Origin of the sequence: Flexivirga sp. (assembly GCF_051955415.1) — a bacterium.
Classification (GTDB): domain Bacteria; phylum Actinomycetota; class Actinomycetes; order Actinomycetales; family Dermatophilaceae; genus Flexivirga.
The window spans coordinates 1-21,896 of the sequence record NZ_JBQCGS010000071.1; the positions used below are offsets into that span (position 1 = coordinate 1).

At 67.5% G+C, this 21,896-nt stretch carries 19 protein-coding genes; 6 read left to right on the forward strand and 13 right to left on the reverse strand.

Annotated elements, in window-relative coordinates; translation table 11 throughout:
- Positions 1-741 precede the first annotated feature (741 nt).
- The 5 genes from ACTHL4_RS11690 to ACTHL4_RS11710 form a co-directional block, all read right to left on the reverse strand.
- The gene (locus tag ACTHL4_RS11690; protein WP_440282942.1) at positions 742-3,396 is read right to left on the reverse strand and encodes a replicative DNA helicase; all 2,655 of its coding nucleotides are present in this window, start codon (positions 3,394-3,396) and stop codon (positions 742-744) included.
- Positions 3,397-3,787: 391 nt separating this feature from the next.
- Positions 3,788-4,714, reverse strand: coding sequence for a hypothetical protein (locus ACTHL4_RS11695; protein WP_440282943.1), 927 nt, complete (start codon positions 4,712-4,714; stop codon positions 3,788-3,790).
- Positions 4,708-5,343 carry a DUF6318 family protein gene (locus ACTHL4_RS11700; RefSeq protein ID WP_440282944.1) on the reverse strand — a complete coding sequence of 212 codons (636 nt, stop codon included), beginning with the start codon at positions 5,341-5,343 and terminating at the stop codon, positions 4,708-4,710. Before ACTHL4_RS11700 ends, ACTHL4_RS11695 begins: the two co-directional genes overlap by 7 nt.
- A 419-nt stretch (positions 5,344-5,762) precedes the next feature.
- Complete coding sequence (locus ACTHL4_RS11705) at positions 5,763-6,761, reverse strand: C40 family peptidase (RefSeq protein ID WP_440282945.1); 999 nt, start codon at positions 6,759-6,761, stop codon at positions 5,763-5,765.
- 716 nt (positions 6,762-7,477) lie between these two features.
- Positions 7,478-8,260, reverse strand: a complete 783-nt coding sequence (locus tag ACTHL4_RS11710; protein ID WP_440282946.1) for a C40 family peptidase — start codon at positions 8,258-8,260, stop codon at positions 7,478-7,480.
- 438 nt (positions 8,261-8,698) lie between these two features.
- Between ACTHL4_RS11710 and ACTHL4_RS11715 the strand changes: the two genes are divergently transcribed.
- A complete protein-coding gene (locus tag ACTHL4_RS11715; protein ID WP_440282947.1) occupies positions 8,699-10,072 on the forward strand; it encodes an MATE family efflux transporter in 1,374 nt (457 codons plus the stop codon).
- Positions 10,073-10,299: 227 nt separating this feature from the next.
- On the opposite strand, the gene rplI is transcribed toward ACTHL4_RS11715, so the two are convergent.
- From rplI to ACTHL4_RS11740, 5 genes are all read right to left on the reverse strand, one after another.
- Positions 10,300-10,749 (reverse strand): 50S ribosomal protein L9, encoded by a 450-nt coding sequence (rplI, locus tag ACTHL4_RS11720; protein ID WP_440282948.1) that lies wholly within the window; start codon positions 10,747-10,749, stop codon positions 10,300-10,302.
- A 13-nt stretch (positions 10,750-10,762) separates the two neighbouring features.
- The gene (rpsR, locus tag ACTHL4_RS11725) at positions 10,763-10,999 is read right to left on the reverse strand and encodes a 30S ribosomal protein S18 (RefSeq protein ID WP_440282949.1); all 237 of its coding nucleotides are present in this window, start codon (positions 10,997-10,999) and stop codon (positions 10,763-10,765) included.
- Positions 11,000-11,123: 124 nt separating this feature from the next.
- Positions 11,124-11,708, reverse strand: coding sequence for a single-stranded DNA-binding protein (locus ACTHL4_RS11730; protein ID WP_440282950.1), 585 nt, complete (start codon positions 11,706-11,708; stop codon positions 11,124-11,126).
- 29 nt (positions 11,709-11,737) lie between these two features.
- Positions 11,738-12,025, reverse strand: coding sequence for a 30S ribosomal protein S6 (gene rpsF, locus ACTHL4_RS11735; protein WP_440282951.1), 288 nt, complete (start codon positions 12,023-12,025; stop codon positions 11,738-11,740).
- Positions 12,026-12,296: 271 nt separating this feature from the next.
- Positions 12,297-13,589, reverse strand: coding sequence for a glycosyltransferase 87 family protein (locus tag ACTHL4_RS11740; protein ID WP_440282952.1), 1,293 nt, complete (start codon positions 13,587-13,589; stop codon positions 12,297-12,299).
- 79 nt (positions 13,590-13,668) lie between these two features.
- On the opposite strand from ACTHL4_RS11740, the gene ACTHL4_RS11745 reads away from it, so the two are divergent.
- Positions 13,669-14,073 (forward strand): PRC-barrel domain-containing protein, encoded by a 405-nt coding sequence (locus tag ACTHL4_RS11745; RefSeq protein ID WP_440282953.1) that lies wholly within the window; start codon positions 13,669-13,671, stop codon positions 14,071-14,073.
- Positions 14,074-14,088: 15 nt separating this feature from the next.
- Here the strand turns inward: ACTHL4_RS11745 and ACTHL4_RS11750 are convergent, their stop codons facing one another.
- The gene (locus ACTHL4_RS11750) at positions 14,089-16,362 is read right to left on the reverse strand and encodes a transglycosylase domain-containing protein (protein WP_440282954.1); all 2,274 of its coding nucleotides are present in this window, start codon (positions 16,360-16,362) and stop codon (positions 14,089-14,091) included.
- 168 nt (positions 16,363-16,530) lie between these two features.
- On the opposite strand from ACTHL4_RS11750, the gene ACTHL4_RS11755 reads away from it, so the two are divergent.
- Both ACTHL4_RS11755 and ACTHL4_RS11760 read left to right on the forward strand, forming a co-directional pair.
- Positions 16,531-17,199, forward strand: coding sequence for a PadR family transcriptional regulator (locus ACTHL4_RS11755; RefSeq protein ID WP_440282955.1), 669 nt, complete (start codon positions 16,531-16,533; stop codon positions 17,197-17,199).
- 3 nt (positions 17,200-17,202) lie between these two features.
- On the forward strand, positions 17,203-18,294 hold the full coding sequence (locus tag ACTHL4_RS11760; protein WP_440282956.1) for an inositol-3-phosphate synthase: 1,092 nt from the start codon (positions 17,203-17,205) through the stop codon (positions 18,292-18,294).
- A gap of 112 nt (positions 18,295-18,406) precedes the next feature.
- Here the strand turns inward: ACTHL4_RS11760 and ACTHL4_RS11765 are convergent, their stop codons facing one another.
- Positions 18,407-19,276, reverse strand: coding sequence for an SDR family NAD(P)-dependent oxidoreductase (locus ACTHL4_RS11765; RefSeq protein WP_440282957.1), 870 nt, complete (start codon positions 19,274-19,276; stop codon positions 18,407-18,409).
- A gap of 200 nt (positions 19,277-19,476) precedes the next feature.
- A complete protein-coding gene (locus tag ACTHL4_RS11770; protein ID WP_440282958.1) occupies positions 19,477-20,280 on the reverse strand; it encodes an SGNH/GDSL hydrolase family protein in 804 nt (267 codons plus the stop codon).
- A gap of 245 nt (positions 20,281-20,525) precedes the next feature.
- Here ACTHL4_RS11770 and ACTHL4_RS11775 point away from each other — a divergent pair, with 245 nt between their 5' ends.
- Positions 20,526-20,930 carry a RidA family protein gene (locus ACTHL4_RS11775; RefSeq protein WP_440282959.1) on the forward strand — a complete coding sequence of 135 codons (405 nt, stop codon included), beginning with the start codon at positions 20,526-20,528 and terminating at the stop codon, positions 20,928-20,930.
- A 36-nt stretch (positions 20,931-20,966) separates the two neighbouring features.
- On the forward strand, positions 20,967-21,869 hold the full coding sequence (locus ACTHL4_RS11780; RefSeq protein WP_440282960.1) for an NYN domain-containing protein: 903 nt from the start codon (positions 20,967-20,969) through the stop codon (positions 21,867-21,869).
- Positions 21,870-21,896 lie beyond the last annotated feature (27 nt).

Here is a 21,896-nt window from a genome sequence, read left to right on the forward strand (position 1 = left end):
TGTGTGGTGCGGTCATCGTGATGACTCCATTCGAGAGTGCTGTGAGAGGTTCACTCGAAGGATCACGCGGTGGCCGCACCACGTCCAATACCAGGACGATCACGGCGACCGCGCTACACCACTATGCGGGACTCAACTCGCCCAGGCAGCGTTGAGTCCAGTCTGGCCTTCATCGAGCACGCACAGGCGGTCGCCGCGAACTGGTAAACCACAAGGGGTCTCCGGGACGTCAGCGCCCGGGGTCCCCTTGCACTTAGCTCGATCTCAATCGGCTCCGTCTGTCGATCGGCATGCGGAGCATGCCCCAAGACGATCCCGGTGCACTCCGCCCTGAACGTCTCGCCTTCCGCAACCTCCGTGCGCGGCCCGAGCCGGGTCAGCTTCATCGTGTGCCTCGGACAGTCCTCGACGGATCTCGATTTCGTTGACCCCCTGGCCCCGGAGAACCGCGCACGGTGTGACACGGGGTTCGTTTTCACAGCAAGTACTGCGAAGTAACTTGTGAAGTGAGAACTGGTCGCAGTAACGGGCCGCTGACCTGCACAGACGCCAGAGCCGGCCCGCCAAACGTGCACGGGAGAACAGTTCTCATTAACGATTTCGCCTCGTCGGACCGTCTCCGACGATTGTCAGACACCCCAGAAATCAGCGAAGACTGTTCAAAACGCGATTTGAACAGTCTTCGCTGCATCTCGACAACAAGCGGCAGTTCGTCAATCTTGGCTGCATCTCGACAGGACTTTAGAAGTTCTGCGCCATGTTGGTGAACCGTGAGTAGTGCCCTTGGAACGCCACGGTGATCGTGTCGGTTGGACCATTACGGTGCTTGGCGACAATCAGGTCGGCTTCGCCGGCGCGCTCGGACTCGCGGTCGTAGGAATCCTCGCGGTGCAGCAGGATCACCATGTCGGCGTCCTGCTCGATGCTGTTATGGGCGGCAATCCCGTTGGCGATGAAGTTGTGGCTGCCAATCACGGTAGCGTCGAATACCTCCTCGACACCTTCGAGATCGATCGACACGACGCTGTCCCAGAAAACGTCGTTCACACACATCAGCTCAAGTTCAGCGCTGTCGAGCAGTGTCGCGACACGACCGAGCCGCTCACGCGAAGGCGCGTGCTTCCACATCGTCGAGCCACAGAACTGCGTGCCCATCGCCGCGGCGAACTCGCGATGCGTCATCCCGCGTTCAGTGAGCACTTCCCTGACGGTGTCCCAAACAGGTGTCGGAACGGTATCTACGTTGGTGTTGGAGCTGGTCTCGCGAACGATGGCGAGCAGCCGGGTAGCGTGCACGCCGCGATCACCAAAGACGCCAATCTCCTGCAGGAACCGGCGTTGACTGTCGGACCCGGAGATGTCAATCGTGTAGCCGTCGCGATATCCGTTCTTCCGGGTGACCCGCGTACGTGTGGAAATGCCGAAGCGCAACAGCAGCAGGCTCAGGTCATCGACCAGCCGCCGCGACGTCGACGCGTAGTAGATGCGACCACCTTTACCGGATTTGTTTACCGTGACCGAGCCGTCCGTCGCCCAAATGTGCTTCAGAAAGAGTGCGATCTGCCGCTTGGAGGCATGGAACATCGACTCCGGCACGAACTTTTCGTGACTGCGCAGTCCGAATAATCCGAGCCCATCGAGCCACTCCGCAATCGGATTACGGCGCCCGTGCGTCAACCGGTACGGCGCGCGAAGCCTCAGCGTGGTGACCCTCGCAGCGGCGTAGTCATCCCTGACAGCCACCACCCCGAAACCGCCGAGCGCCGCCTTGCTGACCGCCTCCAGGTTGTGCTCGTCGATGCTGGCGTATCGGATGGGTTGCTTCTTGACGAAGGATCCGTCACCGATGAGATGTGCCAGAAGGATGACCTTGTCGTCTTCCCACGGCTCGAACCGTTCGGGAGCGGGAACGTGCCGCGGCACCGCGAGTCGGTCACCAGCGTGCAAGTCTCCCAGCTGCTGCCAGCCGCCATACGTCAGGAAACGGTGGTTCTCGGTCGCGCGGATCGTCTTGCCCGACCCGAGCGTCATCCGAAAGACCGGCCGCATCCCGGTGGAGAAGGCGTGGGTGAGGGGTCTGACGACATACCGCAGCGAGTCGTCGAGTGCCCAGATCGGGATTTCCTTCTCGCCCGTCCTCGCGAGTTCACCGATCGACACTTCCGCGCCCGTGTCGGCGCGTAGGAGTCGCGTGTCACCGGTCAGGCAACCGGACTCGCGCAGATCTGACATCTGGGGGCGCTTGTCAGTGCGTTGCTCGGGACCACGGTTCAGCTGGCTGATCGCGATGACCGGGACGTTGATCTCCTTGGCCAGTAGCTTCAGCGCACGGGAAAACTCCGACACTTCCTGCTGCCGGGACTCAACGCGCTTGCCCGACGTCATCAGCTGCAGGTAGTCGATGACCACCAGCTTCAGGTCGTTGCGCTCCTTCAGACGCCGACACTTCGAGCGAATCTCCATCAGCGACATGTTCGGCGAATCATCAATGAACAATGGCGCATCCGCCACCTTGCCCATCGTGGTCGCCAGCCGCGTCCAGTCCTCGTCGCGCATGGTGCCCTTGCGCATGTGCTGCAGCTGTATCCCGCCCTCCGCGGACAGCAGCCGCATAGAGATCTCGGTCTTGCTCATTTCCAGCGAGAAGATCGCTGACGCCATACCAGCCTTGATCGAGCACGCCCGGGCAATGTCTAGACCAATCGTTGACTTGCCCACAGCAGGCCTGGCCGCGATGACGATCATCTGACCCGGGTGCAGACCGTTGGTCAGCGCGTCGAGGTCGGTGAAGCCGGTGGGCACGCCGACCATCTGACCGTTGGTGCTGCTGGCGGCGTCGATCTCATCGGCGGTCTCGGCGATGATCTCGCCGAGCCGGACGTAGTCCTCGGCTTCCTTGCCGGCGGTGACGCCGAAGACCTCGGCCTGGGCGGCGTTGATGACGTCCACGACGTCGCCGCCGCCGTCGGCATACCCCATCTGCACGATGCGGGTGCCGGCCGTGACCAGGCGACGGAGGACGGCGCGCTCGGCGACGATCTCGGCGTAGTAGCCGGCGTTGGCGGCGGTCGGCACACCCTGGATCAGCTCGTGCAGGTAGGCCTGGCCGCCGATGCGGCTCAGCTCGCCGCGTTTGGTCAGCTCGTCGGCGACGGTGATCGCGTCGGCCGGCTCCCCGCGCCCGTAGAGGTCGATGATGGCTTCATAGATCGCCTCGTGCGCCGGCCGGTAGAAGTCGCGCCCGTCCACGGCCTCGGCCGCGTCGGCGATCGCATCCTTGGACAGCAGCATGCTGCCGAGCACCGACTGCTCCGCTGGAACGTCCTGCGGCGGGACCAATCCGCCCCCGTGGCCACCTTCGTCGGTGTAGTCCGGGGGAAGCTCAGCAATCGCCACGCACGCTCTCCTTGCGACCGTTTTCGGACATGTGTCTACTGCACCACAAGGGTGTGACAGTGGTTGGCAACCGGGGTGCGTGACACGCGAAGTGGCCACGCTAGAACCGATTCGCCGCCCCCGCAAACGACCGCTCAGATGCGCTCGGGACAACCTGTGGACAACGTGTGGAGGAGTCGGTATGTCGTGTGCACGAGCCTGGGGACAGCGGTGTGGATAACCATGTGGGTGTGTCGCCCTCGGCGCGCTGACCTGCGCAAACGCGCGACCGCCGTTGTGCACAAGAAAAAAGTTTGGCGTGTTTGTGACGCCAGTTACCCACAGCGCCGTGGTGGCGGCGTGCCGCCACAGCGGGTCTGCGGATCGTGCCCGCGCACGGATTGCAGGCGGCTCAGCGAACCAGCCGTCCGGTCGCCTCGAGCACCTGGATCGGCTGCGCCGGACCGGTGACCGTAGCCGTGCCTGGAAGGTCGGTGAACGGCCCGCCGTCCACCGAGAACTGGCCGCCGTAGACCGTGGTGACCGACGCGCTCACGGTGCCGCGCTGGGCGTAGGTATGCCGCACGTCGCCGTCCGGGTAGCCGCCGCCACGAGACTCCGTCGGCCCCAGTGAGGCGCCGTCGCCGAAGTGGAACGTGTTGGACTTCAGCACCGGCTTGATGCGGACCTGGTGACCCAGCAGCGTGACGGTGCGGACCTCGTCCGGCCCGTAGCCGGCACCGGAGAAGTCGGCGGTGAAGATGTTGGGCAGGTTGACCAGCGTGCGGTTGCCGACCGGCTCCATGGTCGCCTTCGGTCTGACGAACGGTGTCCTGATGAACTCCGACCGGATCATAGCGACCGTGAGCTCCGGCTTCGACTTGGCTCCCGGAACCAACTTCGGCCAGCACGTCTCCCCGACGTTGTGCCAGCCGTCCTTTCCCTTCGGTTCCGTCAGACGGCGGAAAACGGTCTTCAACGGGCCCTCCGCGTCCTTGACGTCGATGCACGTCTTGAACGCCTTCTCGCAACCGACTTCGTTCTTTTCGGGATCATTGTTGGCCGGGCAGGCAAGAGCCACTCGATACTCGTATGGCACGAGTTTCACGACATGTTTCTTGCCTTCGGTAACTGTGGACTTTCCCTTTTTCGGCAACCGTGACGTCTGTCCTCGGGACATACCAGCGTAAGTGCCGTCGCCATCCGTCTCGCCGCAAACACCGTTGATACACTTGCCTCTTGACTGATGCGGCGCCCCTATAGCGGCCGTGGAGTTACTTACGTTAGTCGCCACGATCGCTATTAGGACCGCCGACGCCAGTCCCCAACCGTTCACCATGAACTTGAATCTGCTACCTGCATCGAATTCACCCGCCACCCTGCGGCCGTCCACCTTAAATCAATGACCCAGATGTACACCGGATCCTTCGGGTAGTGTTTCACAACAGCCCCCGTATCTGCGTCGATCAGGTCCACGTCCATCGGTTCAATCTTCATCCAAACAGCGTTCGCTCGCCATTCGGACTCAAGGATCTTCCCTTCGGGTCCACTGAATTTCTGGCCGTCCTGGACATTCGACCGCACGGTTTCGGCAAAGTTTCGACATGTCTTACAAGAATCCGTCGCCAGTTTTTCGAGCACATCTACTTTGGGTTCCACCGCGGTCTTATTGACGGTGTCCCAGTAATGCCGCGCGAATGCCACTGCACCAGCCTCCGTGTGCTGCCGCGCGGCGTCCGGCACACCGGGCGCGCCGGCCGCCGTACCGCTCGAGGACGGCGTCGCGGATGACGACGGCGAGGTGGCCGTGGCGGAACTGCTGGTCGATGTCTGTGGCGGGGCAGGTTCCCCGGAGCTGGTGCCGGGGTTCGTCCTGTGCGATGCGGTCGACGACGAGCCACCGCCGCTCGAACCGCCGCTGCAGCCGGCCGCTGCCAGCACCGCGAGCAGCGTCGCGGTGGCGGCCATGGCGCGTGAGTTCCGCATCGGTGACATCCCTCCCTGAGTGGAACCTGAGTGCCCCGCGATTATCGGCGCCCTGTCGGGCGCAAAACCGGCCAACCGATTAAAACTTTGGTCAAGAAGCGGCGCGGCGCGGCATACCCGACCCCGCGATCATGCCAAGCCGATGGGTCACGGCGCAGAAGTTGTCCACAGGCACCCACCCCGCCCACCGGACCACGCGCGCCGAGCGGTCGATGGATGTCGCCAGAGCACCGGCTCAGTGCATCGGCTGACCTCTCGGCGCCGCGCACCGTCGCTGCGCCGCGCGACGTCGCTGCGCCACGCGACGTCACTGCGCCACGCGATCCGCCCGGCATATGCACCGCGGCCACGGTCACTCGACGGAGTGACCGTGGCCGCGTGGACCGGACGGCGAGCTGCGCTCAGCGCAACGTGCCGTAGTTGGTCGGCGTCGTCCAGATCGTCTGGAGCTTGACCACGTCGCCGGGGACCGGCGCCGCGATCATCATGCCGGGGCTGACGTAGATGCCCACGTGATACGCCGGCGCACCGAAGAAGACCAGGTCACCCGGCTGCGGGCTGGTCGTCTTCTTCATGTAGGCCTGCTGCTGGCTGGCCGTGCGCGGGATGTAGAGCCCGGCCTGCTTGTACACGTATGACGTGAGTCCCGAGCAGTCGAAGCCCTGCGACGGGGACGAGCCGCCCCACACGTAGGGCACACCCAGGTACTTCTGCGCGATCGAGACGACCGCGGAGAGACCCTGGTTGCTCGACGGCGGCGGTGGGGTCGGCGTCGGCGTCGGGTCGCTGCCACACGGGAAGCCGCCCAGCGCGCTCCAGGTCATCGGGCCGATGATGCCATCGGCCACCAGACCCTTGCTGGCCTGGAACGCCTTCACCCGCGACAGCGTGTCGGCACCGAAGACACCGTCGACGGACAGACCGCCGAGGTCCCGCTGCGCGCTCGACACGTAGCCGCCCGTGGCGCCATACCGCAGCACACTGACCTTGCAGGTCGGCGGCGGAGGCGTCGGCGTCGGCGTGGGTGTCGGCTTCGGCGCCGGGTTCGTGGTGGCCCCCGGGAAACCCCCCAAGGCGTTCCACGTCGCCGGTCCGACGATGCCGTCGACGGCCAGGTGATGCGCACGCTGGAAGGACTTCACCTTCGAAAGCGTGAGCGCCCCGAAGACGCCGTCCGTCGCCAGCCCACCCAGCCGCTGCTGCAGCGTCTTGACGTAACTGCCTGTTGATCCGTAGCGCAGGTAAACCACGGTTGCCGGCGCGGCGGTGCGAACACCACCGGTCGACGCGCTGCTGCGCTGCCCTGACGCGCTCGAGCCGCTGCCGGGATCGGCATACGACGGAGCAGCCTGCACGAGGCTGGCAACGGTCGCCGGGACGCTGAGGAGCGTTCCGGTCACCGCCAGACCCTTGCGGGAGGTGATCGCCGGGGCGACCTTGGCTGACAGCCCAGGCCGTGGTTTGCGATGTCTCGGAGTAGTAATCGTGGCCATGTGACCCTCTCGGTACTCGTCCAGTCCTGAAACGCGCGCAGGGGGATGACACGCGTGCCGTGTCATCCCCCGATGTCGCCTACTCCTTCCCCGAAGAAGGCGCTGCACGAGCACTGATGATGCCGGTGGTTTCGAACCTGTGAAAGACGCGAATTCTGAGTACGAATGGGCCGTTGTGACGGCTGTGACTGGTGTGATTGCAGTGAATTTGCGGTGCACACGGGGCTGTTGCGCGCCGGTGTTGCAATTTCAACGAAACTGCGCCGAAGTGGCTGCTTTTAGCAGCTCACGCCGCAAAATGATTCGAACGACACGCCGAACTGAAAGTTTTCAGGAAACGTCTCATCATATGAGATGTGAGCGTTCTGCAACCAACCTTCCGTCCGGCAGCCGCGTCCGCGCGGGCCGCCGCAGGAGGTATGCCGCGCCTCCCCGCGCCCACCGGCGGGCGGCTGCCGGCGCCTCCTGTCGCCTCGCGCGCGCATCCACCACGGCCGTGATCGCCGGCCCACAAGCGCTCAGGAGCGCCTTACAGGCCGTGTGACGGTAGCGAGAAGCCCCGCCGACCAACCGGGTCGACGGGGCTTTCTCGGACGCGGCGGGACCGCGCTCGCAGGGGGGCCTCAGATGCGGCCGAAGTAGTGGCTGCCCCAGAGGTTCTGGACGCCGACCACGGTGCCGGGACGGCGGGCGGCGATCATCTTGCCGCCACCGAGGTAGATGCCGGTGTGGTAGGCGGGGTAACCCCAGAAGATCAGGTCACCGGGACGCGGGCTCGAGACCCGGGTGGCACGGGCGGCCTGCGCCGACGCGGTGCGCGGGATGCTCTTGCCGGCCTGGCGGTAGACGTACTGCGTGAAGCCGGAGCAGTCGAAGCCGGAGCGCGAGTCGCCACCGTAGCGGTATGGCGTGCCGCGCAGACTCATCGCGATCGACACGATGGAGGACGAGTGCGCCTTCGGTGCGGGCTTCGGGGCCGAGGTGGGGGCGCCGCCGGAGCCGCCGAGCGCTCGCCAGGTGTGCGGACCGACGATGCCGTCGGCGGCCAGTCGGTGCGCGCGCTGGAACGACTTGACCTTGCTGCGCGTGCGCGCGCCGAAGATGCCGTCGACGGCCAGGCCATGCAGCTTGCGCTGGACCGTCTTGACCGCGCTGCCGCGCGAGCCGTAGCGGACGGTCGGGCCGACGCGCACGGTGGCGGCGAGATGGCCGGCGGCCTGGACGTGGCTGGCGGCGTGCACGGTGGTCGCCCGCACGAGGCCGGCGCCGGGAGCCGCCGAGGCGCTCTCCATGCCGGCGACCGGAACGACGACCGCGCCGACTGCGGCGACGGCGACGCCACGGCGCCCGAACTTGTTCAGAATCTTCGGCTCACGCTTCAAGTGACGCGGGGAGTACGAACCCATGAATCAAGGGACCCTTCGAATGGACTGCAGTGACGAACGGGTGCGGGCGCCGTTGCCCCGGAGCGATCCGCCCCCACCCAGGTTGTGCAGCCGACTCCCCGAATTTCGCCGGTGGCACGGTCACTGACTATGACGCATGCGGACGCCTTCCCAAAGTCGTTCGCGGATATCTGTGGACAACCGTTCAGCTGTGGACGCCGGCGCTCGCCCGTTCGGACCGAGTTGGCCTCGTGATCATTCCGTGATATTCCGCAGCATTCCGCGGTTCCGGTCGGCGCGCGGCAAACCGGCGCCACCGCACGGGTCCGCGGCAACGGCGAGCCGAACCTGAGACGGCGGCGTCTCACATGACAAGACACGATTTACGTGCTCGTCACCCGCGCCGCAGCGGGACGCTCGAGGCGGGCAGGCCGCGCAGCGCGCCGTACCCTGGGGGGCGTGCCCGCCAGCCCTCCGTCGTCGCCGCCCGCCGGCACGGACACCCCCTCGCGTTCGACCCATCGGCAGATCCTCGCGCTCGCCGTCCCGGCGTTCCTCGCACTGGTCGCCGAACCGCTCTTCCTGATGGCCGACTCGGCGATCGTCGGCCACCTCGGCACCGATCAGCTGGCCGGCCTCGGCGTCGCCAGCGCGGCCCTGCTGACCGCCGCCAACATCTACGTCTTCCTCGCCTACGGCACCACCGCGCTGGTCGCCCGGCGGCTCGGCGCCGGGCAGGACTCGGCGGCCGTCGGCGCGGGTGTCGACGGCATCTGGCTGTCGGTCTTCCTCGGTGCCATCACCACGGTCGTGGTGGCCGTCTTCGCCGGGCCGATCTGCGACGTCTTCGGCGCCTCTCCCGCCGTTGCGGACGAAGCCACGATCTACCTGCGGATCAGCGCCTTCGGCATACCCGGGATGCTCGCCGTACTCGCCGCCACCGGCGTGCTGCGCGGCTTCCAGGACACCCGCACGCCGCTGATCGGCGCCACCACCGGCTTCGCCGCCAACCTGGTCCTCAACGTCGTCTTCGTGTATGGCGCCGGGCTCGGCATCGCCGGCTCGGCGCTCGGCACGGTCATCGCGCAGTCCGGTCTGGCGGCCGGGCTGCTCCTGGTCGTGCTGCGCCGGGCCCGCCGGCTGGGCACCAGCCTGCGGCCGCATCCCGGGCGGGTTCTCGCCGCGGCCCGCTTCGGCGTCCCCCTGCTGGTACGCACGCTGGCGCTGCGGGCCGCGATGCTCGCCAGCACCTGGGCCGCCGCCGAACTCGGCGACGTGCCGCTGGCCGCGCACCAGGTCGCGATGACCGTCTTCGGCTTCCTCGCGTTCGCGCTCGACGCGCTGGCCATCGCCGCCCAGGCGCTCACCGGCCACACACTCGGCGCGCAGGACCTGGCGGGCACCCGCGCCGCCACCCGGCTGATGCTGTGGTGGGGGTGGTGGATGGGCGTCGCGCTCGGCGTCGTCGTGGCTGCGACGCACACCGTCGTGCCGGTCCTGTTCACCGGCGACCAGTCGGTCCGGGACGCGCTCTCGGTGGCATTGCTCGTCGTCGCGCTCGGCCAGCCGGTGGCCGGGCTGGTGTTCGTGCTCGACGGGGTGCTGATCGGCGCCGGCGACGGGCCCGCGCTGGCGTGGCTGCAGGTGGCGTCGCTGGCGGCATACCTGCCGCTGCTGTGGCTGGTGCACGCGCACGCCGCCACGCTGCGGGCCGGCGGTCCCGGTCATGCGCTGCTGATGTTGTGGTGGGCGTTCACCGGCTTCATGCTCTTCCGGCTCGTCGGTCTCGGCCTGCGCGCCCGCTCGGAGCGGTGGATGGTGACCGGCGCCTGAGGCGGCGTCGGCGGTTCCCAACCAGCGACCGTTGCCGGTTATGCACCGGCCCCGGCCCGCGAAAGCACCCCCAACCGGCGACCGTCGCCGGTTATGCACGGGTCCCGGCTGCACACATGCCCAGAGCTAGCGACCGTTGCCGGTTATGCACCGGTACGCCGCCCATGCGAAGAGCCGGCCACCCCACGGGGGATGACCGGCTCTGCGCTGCTGTCAGCGGCGCGACGTCACTTCGCGGCGACGACGTCCAGCGTGACGGTGGCCTCGACCTCGGGGTGCAGCTTGACGCTGACCTCGTGGGTGCCGACGTTGCGGATCGGCTGGGCGACCTGCACCGTGCGACGGTCGATCTCGCCCGCACCGGCGGCCTTGACGGCCTCGGCGATCTCGGCGGTGGTAACCGCACCGAACAGACGACCGGACTCACCGGCGCGCGCGGCGAGGCGCACGACCGAGGACTCCAGGTTGCCCTTCAGCGACTGGGCCTGCTCCAGCGACTTCACCGCACGGGTGGCCCGCGCCTTGGTGATCGCGTCGACCTGCTTCTGGCCGCCCTTCGTCCACGGCGTGGCCAAGTGGCGAGGCAGGAGGTAGTTGCGGGCGTAGCCGTCCTTGACCTCGACCACGTCACCTGGAGCGCCGAGCGAGGCGACCTCGTGGGTCAGAATGATCTTCATAGCGTTACTTCTTTCAGCGCGCGGAGGACGAGTAGGGCAGCAGGGCCATCTCGCGGGCGTTCTTGACCGCGGTGGCGATCAGCCGCTGCTCCTGCACGGAGACGCCGGTGACCCGACGCGCGCGGATCTTGCCACGGTCGCTGATGAACTTGCGCAGCAGCGCGACGTCCTTGTAGTCGATCGACTCGACCTTGGCCAGCTTCAGCGGGTTGGCCTTCTTCTTGGGCTTGCGAATGACGGGCTTAGCCATCGTGGTGCTCTCCTTCGTTTCCGAGAGCCCGAGCCTTCACTCGGGATGGGGTTGTTCTGTGATGTATGACGCTGGTCTCGATACGTCGCTCGCCTAGCGGCTCGCTCCTACTCGACCGGCATCCTCAGAAGGGGGGTTCGTCGTAGGACGGGCCGGTGCTCCAGCCGCCGCCCTGACCACCGGACTGCGGGGCCTGCTGGCCGCCGCCCTGGCCGCCGGTCGCCCACGGGTCGGACTGCTGTCCGCCACCGAAGCCGCCCTGCTGGCCACCGGAGTTGCCGCCGAAACCACCGTTGCCGCCGCCGTTGCCGCCGAAACCGCCACCGGGTCCGCCGCCGCGCTGGGTCTTGTTGACCTTCGCGGTTGCGTAACGCAGGGACGGGCCGACCTCGTCGACGTCGAGCTCCATGGTGGTGCGCTTCTGGCCGGTCTCCTTGTCGTCCCACGAACGGGACTTCAGGCGACCGGAGACGATCACCCGTGCGCCACGGGTCAGCGACTCGGCGACGTTCTCGGCCGCCTCGCGCCATACCGAGCAGCGCATGAACAGCGTTTCGCCGTCCTTCCACTCATTGGTCTGCCGATCCATGTAGCGCGGCGTCGACGCAACGGTGAAGTTGGCGACGGCTGCCCCGGACGGCGTGAACCGCAACTCCGGGTCCTGGGTCAGGTTGCCGATGACTGTGATGACGGTGTCGCCTGCGGCCATGTCGGAACTCCCTTGCTAGATGTCGAGCTTCAGGCGTCCACGCGCAGCAGCTTGGTGCGCATGATCTGCTCGTTGAGCGACAGCTGGCGGTCGAGCTCCTTGGCGGTAGCCGACTCGGCGGTCATCGTCACAACGGCGTAGATGCCCTCGGACTTCTTCTTGATGTCGTAGGCAAGACGGCGACGACCCCAGATGTCGGTGTTGTCGATCTTGCCGCCTTCGGCGGTCACGACCTTGAGCAACTTGTCCAGCGTGGGCTGGACAACGCGCTCGTCGAGCTCGGGGTCGATGATGATCATCAATTCGTACTGACGCATGCGTTAACCCACCTCCTTCGGTCTCAAGCGGTCACGGTCTCTCCGTGACAGGAGGGTTGCAGCGTGGCCCGCCCCCGGTCGTCACCGTCTCCGGTGTCTCCCGCGAGTATGCCGCCAGGCTCCGACATACGGATACCTACGGCACGGGCCGGACGCGAGTTTATCGGTCAACGACCGTCCGGCGTTAATCGAGATCGCGCGATGCGGCACTCGGTCTCGATACACCTCCCCCGCTCCGCTCCTCCGGCACTCGACCAGCGTGCGCCCAGCTTCACCGATCAGCGGGGGTGGCCGGGTCGCGCTCCAGGTCCTGGGAGGTCTCCCAGGAGGCCCAGGCGATCCCGACATACGCGATCAGCCGGATCAGCAGGAAGAAGGAGTATGCCGCCGCGGGCAGCGCCTTGGCGGTGTTGCTCGGCCCGGCGATGTACATCCAGGTCATGACGAAGTAGACGATCTCGGCGCCGGCCCACAGCAGGTGTTCGCGCCAGCGCAGCGCAGCCAGCGCCATCAGCGGCAGCACCCACAAGCAGCTCTGCACCGACATCGACTTGCCGGTGAGCAGCACGATGACCAGCATCGTCAGCGCCAGCGGCGCGAGCTGGGTGCGCTCGACGGGCCGGCCGGTCAGGTAGACACCGAGCAGGAAGGCGACCACCCAGCCGAGGACCGCGATGATCGACAGCGACGTCGCCGGCAGCGGATGGTGCGCGGCGGTCAGCAGGTAGCCCGGCGAGCCGTAACCGGCGGCCTGGTGCCACCAGCCGCGGTATGGCGCCAGCGGATCCCCGCCCCACGCGTACGCCACCCCGAAGCAGACCACGATCGCCGCGGCCGCGCCGGTGAGGCAGCGGGCCAGCGGGCCGCGGGTGCCGTCGCGCAGCGCGATGAGGGTGATCGCGCCGAGCAGCACCAACGGATTGGTCCGGGCCATGACTGCTGCACCGAGGCAGACGCCGGCGGCTGCCGGGTGCCGGCGCGCCCAGAGCGCCATACCGACGGTCGCGAGGGCGACGCCCAGCACGTCGAAGGAGACCAGGGCCGCGGTGATCAGCACCGGGCTGAGCGCCACGTGTGCGGCCAGCCATGGGGTGCTGCGCAGCATCGACGCGGTCGCGATCGTGGTCAGCGCGATCAGCAGCGCGATGATCACGGTGCCGATCGCGAAGTAGACCTGCTGGGTGCCCAGCGCGCTGCCGCCCGGAGTCAACTGCTTGACGATCCAGTCCAGGATCGCGGTCAGGACCGGCTGGGTGTTGCCCGCGCCGCCGGACGACCACGGGGTGCCGCCCTTCGGGCCGCCGGAACCCACCGGCAGGTCCGAGTAGCACGCGTGCCACAGGGCACCCGGTGACCCCCAGCCCTCGCGCACGCAGTGGTTCTTCTGCAGCACGCCGAGCGCGACCAGCACCGACGCCAGCGCCGACAACATCGCCGCGGCATACGTCCAGCCACGGCGGCCGATCGCCGCGAAACGACCGACCGGCCCACCGATGATCCCGGTCGCGAGCGCGGCGGGCTCCTCCCCGCGGCTGGGTGAGGTCAGGCGTGTGGGCGAAGGCACGGCGCGAGCCTAACCCGCGATTGTCCCTAACCGGTGCCGGGTAACTCGGCTCGTGCTCGGACCTCCAGGAAGGACGATCATGACCACGAACAGCAACACGTTCGACCCCGGATCGCTGCAGGGTGTCGACGTCATGGGCGCCGACGGCAGCAAGCTCGGCACGGTCGACGCCGTCTACCTCGACGACGCCACGTCCCAGCCGCAGTGGGTGGCGGTCGCGACCGAGGGAGCCGACGACGCCACCATGGTGCCTCTCGCCACCGCGCAGTTCGACGGCGAACGGCTCACCGTGCCGTATGACGACCAGCAGCTGCGGGACGCACCACACCACGACCCGTCGGGGCGGCTGACGCCCAAGGACGAGCAGGACCTCTACCGCCACTTCGGCGTCGGCGGCGATCGCGAGGACCGCGCGGCACCGTATGTCGTCGAAGACCGCGACAAGGACGACGCGCTCATGCAGGAGCGGCCAGACCCGCAGTGAGCCCAGCCGGGTAACTCAGCGCGTCGGCTGCGGCTCCGACGACCTCGGCTGACCGCCGCCCTGGGTGACCGGCGGCGGCGGAACCGGCAGCGTCGGCCGGGTCGCCGTCGGACGTGAGGTCGGACTCGGCGGCTGCGTGGTCGTCGTGGTGGTGGTCGGGCTCGGCGGCTGCGTCGTGCTGGTGGTCGAACTCGACGTGCTGCTGGACGGCGTCGAACTCGAGCTGGTCGAGCTCGGCGTGGACGACGTCGTCGTGGTGGTGCTGGTCGGCGCCTGGGTGGAGGTGACCGGCGGCGCCGAATACGTCGTGGTCTGCTTGACCTCCTTCGTCTGCGGCAGCGGGGCGACCTTCTGCCCCTTGAGCGCAGCCTGCATGAAGTCCAGCCAGATGGTGGCCGGCGTGTCGCCGCCGTAGAACGACGCGTTGTGCGTCGCCTTGTCCAGCCCGATGGTGCCGGCCTGCTTGCCGTTGCCGGCATACATGCCGACCGAGACGGTCAGCTGGTCGGGCGTGAACCCGGTGAACCACGCCGACAGGTAGTGACTGGACGTGCCGGTCTTGCCGGCGGCCGGCCGGTTCAGCTGACCGGCGGTGTGGTGCGCGGTGCCGTCGGAGTCCGTCAGCGGGCCGGTCATCCCGTTGACCAGGTTGGCGGCGACGTCCTTGGCGATCGCCTGCTGGGTGTTCGGGTGCGCGTCGTAGCTGTAGTCACCCGCGACGCTGGTGACCTTCTGGATGAAGTAGGGGTCGGCCTTCTTCCCCTCCGCGCTGATGGTGTTGTAGGCGTTGGCCATGTCGATCACCCGCACGGCCGCACTGCCCAGGATGTCGGTCGGCACCGGGTCGTTCATGCCCGGGGAGCTCTGCGGTATGCCGAGCTGCTGCGCGGCGGCCAGCGTCTTGCCGGTGCCGAGCGCCTGGTTGAGCCGCACGAACGCCGTGTTGGACGACACCGCGAAGGCGCGCTCGAGGGTGAGCATCCCGAACTGCTCGTGGTTGTCGTTGTAGATCTTGGTCGTCTTGCCGTTGCCGCGGTGCAGGATCAGCGGCGACGCACCGCTGAACTTGGTCTGCATCGTCATACCGTCCTGCAATGCCGCGGCCAACCCGAACGCCTTGAAGCTCGAACCGCCTTGCAGCTGTGCATCGTTCGCGGCGCTGATCTCCTTGGCCGCGTCCTCGCCGCCATACATCGCCACGACCGCACCGTCCGGCTGCTCGGCGACCAGCCCGGTGTGCAATGCGTCCAGCCGGGCGGTCTGGCTCGGGACGTTCCGGTGGACGGCGTCGACGGCCGCTTTCTGGGAGTTCTTGTCGATGGTCGTGGTGATGCGCAGCCCGCCCCGGTCGATGTCCTCGTGGGTCAGCTTCAGCTTGTGCTGCAGCTCCGACCGCACGGCCGACACGATGTAGCCGTTCGGGCCGGAGACCTGCTGCGCGTTGGGGTTGTACTTCTTGAAGTCCGGCATGTGCGCCTTGGCGCGCTGCGCCGGCGTCATCCAGCCCTCCTTGACCATGCCGTCCAGCACGTAGGTCATCCGGGCGTTGGCGCGCGCCTTGGCGTCCGCGCCGTACTGCGGGTCGTACAGGCCCGGCGCGTTGATCACCGAGGCGAGGAACGCGCCCTGGCTGGCGTCCAGCTTGCTGACGTCGACGCCGAAGTAGGCCTGCGACGCTGCCTGTATGCCGTAGGCACCGCGCCCGAAGTAGATGTTGTTCAGGTAGGCCTGCAGGATGTCGTCCTTGGACATCTTCCGGTCGATCTTCAGCGCGATCATGATCTCCTTGACCTTGCGCTTGACCGACCGGTCCTGGGTCAGGAAGTAGTTCTTGACGTATTGCTGGGTGATCGTCGAGCCGCCCTGCTCCTGCCCGCCGGACAGCGTGCTCCAGGCGGCGCGGATGGTGCCGCTGATCGAGACGCCGGAGTTCTTGTAGAAGTTGCGGTCCTCGGCGGCCAGGAATTCGTAGCGGACCGTCTTGGGCACCTGGGCCAGCTTGACGTCCTCGCGGTTGACCGTGCTGAACCGGCCGAGCTCGGTCTTCCCGTCGCTGTAGTAGACGATCGAGACCTGCTTCGCGGCGTCGGCCTGCGGCTGCGGGATGGGCGTACGCAGGTAGATGATGACCAGTGCGACGACCCCGATCAGACCCAGCAGGACGAAGCCCAGCACGGTCCGCCAGAAGACCTTGAAGAACAATCCGTGCTCTTTCTTCGGGCGCTTCCTGCGGCCCGGCACCGGTCGCGCTGCGGCGCGACGAGGCGCCCCACCCTGCTCATCTGTCACCGGTGCAGGGTAACTGCCGAAGCAGTGAACCGGGAATCGTGAAGGCCGCTGCACCCATCGACCCGCCATACAACGCCGATGTATCGGTTCGATACATCGGATGCGCTATGCTCGTGGTCACACCCCCCGCATCCGCAGGATCCACCGACAGCACCGAGGAGGTCGCCCATGTCACGACGTGGCGCCATACTCGAGCTGGCGATCCTCGGTCTGCTGCACGACCAGCCGCTGCACGGTTACGAGTTGCGCAAGCAACTGTCCGGGGTGCTGGGCGCGTTCCGTGCCGTGTCGTTCGGCTCGCTCTACCCGTGCCTGCGCGGCCTGGTCGAGCGCGGCTGGATCAGTGAGCGCAGCTCCGCCGACCAGGACCGGCAGAGCCACCAGGGTCCCGGCCTCGGCGGCAAGCGCGGCAAGATCACCTACGAGCTGACCGCGGAGGGCAAGGAGCAGTTCCAGACGCTCATGGCCCAGACGGGCCCTGCCTCGTGGGAGGACGAGAACTTCGACGTCCACTTCGCCTTCTTCGGCCGAGCCAGCAGCGATGTGCGATTGCGCATCCTGGAGGGTCGCCGCAGTCGGCTGGAGGAGCGCCTGGACGACTCGCGGGAGCAGTCCCGTGCGCGTCGCGAGCGCACCGACAAATACACCGCCGAATTGCACCGCCACGGGCTGGAGTCCACCGAACGTGAGGTGCGCTGGCTCAGTGAGCTGATCGAGACCGAGCGCTCGGCATACGGCATCACCAATCCCGGCGAGACGGCGCCTGCCGATCAGCCGGTCGATGGGGAGTCTCCGGAGGAACACTCCGGCCCCAGCGGAAAATCCGACAAGGAGTAGGAAATGGGATCCATTCGCGTCGCCATCGTCGGCGTCGGCAACTGCGCGAGCTCGCTCGTGCAGGGTGTTGAGTACTACAAGGACGCGTCGCCCGACACGACTGTCCCGGGTCTGATGCACGTGAAGTTCGGTGACTACCACGTCGGTGACGTGGAGTTCGTCGCCGCGTTCGACGTCGACGCCAAGAAGGTCGGCTTCGACCTGGCCGAGGCGATCACCGCCAGCGAGAACAACACCATCAAGATCGCCGACGTCCCGCCGACCGGTGTCACCGTCCAGCGCGGCACCACCCTCGACGGCATCGGCAAGTACTACGCCCAGACCATCACCGAGGCCGACAGCGAGCCGGTCGACGTCGTCCAGGCGCTCAAGGACGCCCGGGCCGACGTGCTCGTCTCCTACCTGCCGGTCGGCTCCGAGCAGGCCGACAAGTTCTACGCCCAGTGCGCCATCGACGCGGGCGTCGCCTTCGTCAACGCCCTGCCGGTCTTCATCGCCTCCGACCCGGAGTGGGCCAAGAAGTTCGAGGACGCCGGTGTCCCGATCGTCGGCGACGACATCAAGAGCCAGGTCGGCGCGACCATCACCCACCGCGTCATGGCCCGCCTCTTCGAGGACCGCGGGGTCACGCTGGACCGCACCTACCAGCTGAACGTCGGCGGCAACATGGACTTCAAGAACATGCTCGAGCGCGAGCGCCTGGAGTCCAAGAAGGTCTCCAAGACCCAGGCCGTGACCTCCAACCTGAGCGGCCCGCTGGCCGGCATCAAGGACGGCCGCAACGTGCACATCGGCCCGTCGGACTACGTGCAGTGGCTGGACGACCGCAAGTGGGCCTACGTGCGCCTCGAGGGCCGCGCCTTCGGTGACGTTCCGCTGAACCTGGAGTACAAGCTCGAGGTCTGGGACTCCCCGAACTCCGCCGGCATCATCATCGACGCCATCCGGGCCGCGAAGATCGCCAAGGACCGCGGCATCGGCGGCCCGCTGCTGTCGGCCTCGTCCTACCTGATGAAGTCCCCGCCGGAGCAGCGCGAGGACAGCCTCGGCCGCGCCAAGCTCGAAGCCTTCATCAAGGGCGACGAGACTCGTTGACCTGACCCTCTCGCCGAGAGGACAGGAAACATACTGAGAGGACAGGCAATTCGGGCTCTGATCGCCCGATTTGCCTGTCTTTTCGGCATTTAGGTGTCCTCTCGGCGAGAAGTCAGCTCTCGTATGGCGGGAGGGGGCGGCTCGGCTCGAAGCGACCGGCGTTGGGCTGCGGCTGCGTGCCGTCGAGGTCGGTGACGCCATACGCCACCGCCAGCTCGCCCACGTCGACCACCTGGCCGCTGAAGCGCTGCACGTCCGGGTCGGTCGCGAGCGCGACCATCACGCGCGCGGCATACCGGGGTGACTCGGTGTTGCCGGCGAGATCCTCGGCGGGGACCTTTGCCTCCATCAGCTCGGTGCGCATCCAGCCGGGTGCCACCGCGATCGCCGGAATCCCGTGCGGCTGAAGGTGATACGCGAGCGCATAGACCAGCCGGTTCTTGGCGGCCTTGCTCGACTCGTAGGGCAGCCAGGCGGGCGGTTCGGGCATGTGCCAGGTCGAGGTGAGGATCAGGCCCTTCCCTTCCGGTGCCATCGCGAGCTTCAGCGTGAGCATCGACGTGACGAAGTCCGAGTAGGCACCGCCGAGCAGCATCGCGCGGAACTGATCCATCGGCTCGTCCCACACCTCCTCGCCACCCGGGTCGTCGTGGTGGTCGTGGCCGCCCCACGCGTTGTTGACGAGTATGTCGATGTGCCCGTGCCGCTCGACCAGGTCGCGCACCAGGGCCTCCACCTGCGTCGGATCCGTGTGGTCACAGCGGTGCCACTCGCCCTTCCCGCCGTGCGCGGCCACCTCCTCGAGCGTCCGCTCCAGCGTGAGGTCAGCGGGCTGCGCGTGGGTCGGTGCGTCGCGGGTGCTGCGGCCGGTGCAGACGACATACGCACCGGCCGCGGCGAACTCGATCGCGCACGCCCGGCCGAGGCCGCGCGATGCGCCGGCGATCAGGACGACCTGCCCGGCCAATGGTTCGGTATCCATCGTTCGAGCATGCCGCAGCGGGCACGCGGCCTGCTTGATCAGGTTTGCGCTGTTCGTGCGCCCCGGCGGCGCCGGTGACATCGCCGAAAGGCCCCCGAATGATCGAGCGGACCTCCGATTTCGGGGAAAACGGGGCCAAATCGAGGGGCCGGTGGGCGAACGGGGGGCCTCTCGGCAAAGAGGGGAGCGGGTCGCTGCCCTCAGGCCCGAGCGGCGAAGACCGGTAGATAGCCCTTCGCGTGGCCGTCCGCGGTCGGGTGGTAGGACTCCTCCAGGTGCAGGAAGTTGACCGAGTGCAGCCAGCGGCCCGAGTCGCAGATCTCGTGGCCCGAGAACGCGCCGCGCACGTCGCCATACGTGAATCCGGCCCTGCTGGCCGCAGTGCTGGTGATCGAATCAATCACATCGATGCCGCTGTCGATGGCGGTGCGGGACTCCTGGCTGATGCCGACGCAGTCCTTGCTCAGGTCGTAGAAATCGGGGTAGCCGAGCACGACGACGTGCGCGTTGGGCGCCTTGGACCGGATCGCGCTGTAGACGCCCGCCAACTTGCCCGGCAGGTTCGCCTTCGCGTCTGCCTTGGCGTTGTTCACCTCGTTCACGCAGGTCGTCGTGCCGTCCAGGATGCAGTCCTGCATGATGCTGCTGAAGCCGACGTCGTTGCCGCCGATGGTGATGCTCACCAAGGTGGTGCTCGCCGACAGCACCCCCAGCTGATTGGCAATGACGTCAGTGGTTCTCGCGCCCGAGCAGGCGACGGAGACGTATGCCGACGGGCTGTGCTGCTGGGCCCACAGCGCCGAGTAGGCGTTGGGGCTGCGATCGCAGTCGCCGCTGCTGCCGAGGTAGTCGCCGGCCCCGACACCAGAGGAATAGGAGTCCCCGAGCGCCGCATAGTTGACGCCGGCGGCCCGCGCAGACAGCGCCGGCACCAGGGACATGGCCAGCGCGGTGGCGCCGACGCCGAGCTTGAGGGTGAGGGACGAGCGGGTCATGCGGGTCATGCGTGGGCTCCTGTCGGTCATGGCAGAGATGTGTGCCACCACCGGATAGTGGCCCTGTCGACGGCGCAGCGGGGGTTTGGTTCCCGACCCGGCCAAAGGTTTGCCGTGGCGATGCCGAAGCCATACCGCCGCGAGGCGCGGCGTTTACCTTTCCGGCGGGCGCCAGGCGCGTCGGCCGCGACGCGTGCGCGTGCGCGTGCGAATTTCACTGGTGGCCGCCGCTCCGGCGCCCTAGCGTCGGTGCCATGTCCCCCGCAGTCCGCCTCATCCGGTCCGACCAGCTGGCGCCGGCGCCCTACGCGTATGCCGCCACGGCACCCTCCGGCAGCCGGGTGATCCAGCTGGCCGGCGCGTGTCCCCTGCACTCCGACGGCACCATCGCGGCGGTCGGGGATGTGGCCGGCCAGGCGCGAAAGTGCCTGACCAACTTGGAGATCGCGCTCGCCGCGGCCGGCGCGGAGCTGACCGACGTGCTGAGCACGCGCGTCCTGGTCGCGACCACCGACCGGGCCGAACTGGTGGCCGCCTGGGATGTCGTGGCCGCGCACTTCGGCACCCATGACGTGCCGAGCACCCTGGTCGGTGTCGCGGTGCTCGGCTATCCCGACCAACTGGTGGAGATCGAGGCCGTCGCCGCCGTCGCCGGCTGAGGCGCGGCCCGCCATACCCGCACTAGGGTCGGCAACATGAGTGATGCGCGCGTCGCGGTCTACATCGACTTCGACAACATGGTGATCTCGCGGTACGACGCCGTGCACGGCTCCGGCCGGTGGCGCAAGGACAACGCCCGCGATCACACGCCCGCGGAGGAGGGTGAGGTGTCGCGTCGCCTCATCGAGGCCGAGGTCGACCTGGGCGCGATCATCGACTACGCCTCGTCGTTCGGCACCGTGGCCTTCACCCGCGCGTATGCCGACTGGTCGGTGCCGGCCAATGCGGCATACAAGCGGCAGCTGACCGACCGCGCCGTCGATCTGGTGCAGCTCTTCGCGACGTCGGGGACCAAGAACGGCGCCGACATACGCCTGTCGATCGATGCGGTCAACGATCTCTTCCAGCACGCCGACATCACGCATGTCGTGGTGGTGGGCGGGGATTCGGACTACATCGCGCTGGCGCAGCGCTGCAAGCAACTCGGCAGGTTCGTCGTCGGCATCGGCGTCACCGGGTCGACGAGCCGCGCGCTCGTGGCTGCGTGCGACGACTTCAGCTCGTACGGCGACCTGCCCGGCGTCTCCGACGACGCCGCAGCAGAGGCGCCCGGAGCGGATGCCGGACCCGTGGCCAGCACACCTGCGAAGCCGGTCAAGAAGGCTGCCGCCAAGTCCGCGAAAGCGCGAAAGACCGCCACGAGCAAGGAAGCTCAGGCCACCGCGTTGTTGCGCCGCGCGATCCGGATCGGCGCCGAGAAGAGCGACGACGGCTGGCAGCACTCGTCCAGCCTGAAGAGCCAGATGCAGCGCCTGGACTCGACCTTCAAGGAGAAGTCGCTCGGGTTCTCGTCGTTCCGCGCGTTCGTGGAGAGTCACGACAAGCTGGTGGAGACCAAGCTGCTGGACAATGGGCAGCTGGCCGTCCGGCTCCGGTGACCTCCGCACATACGTATGGCGCGGCTC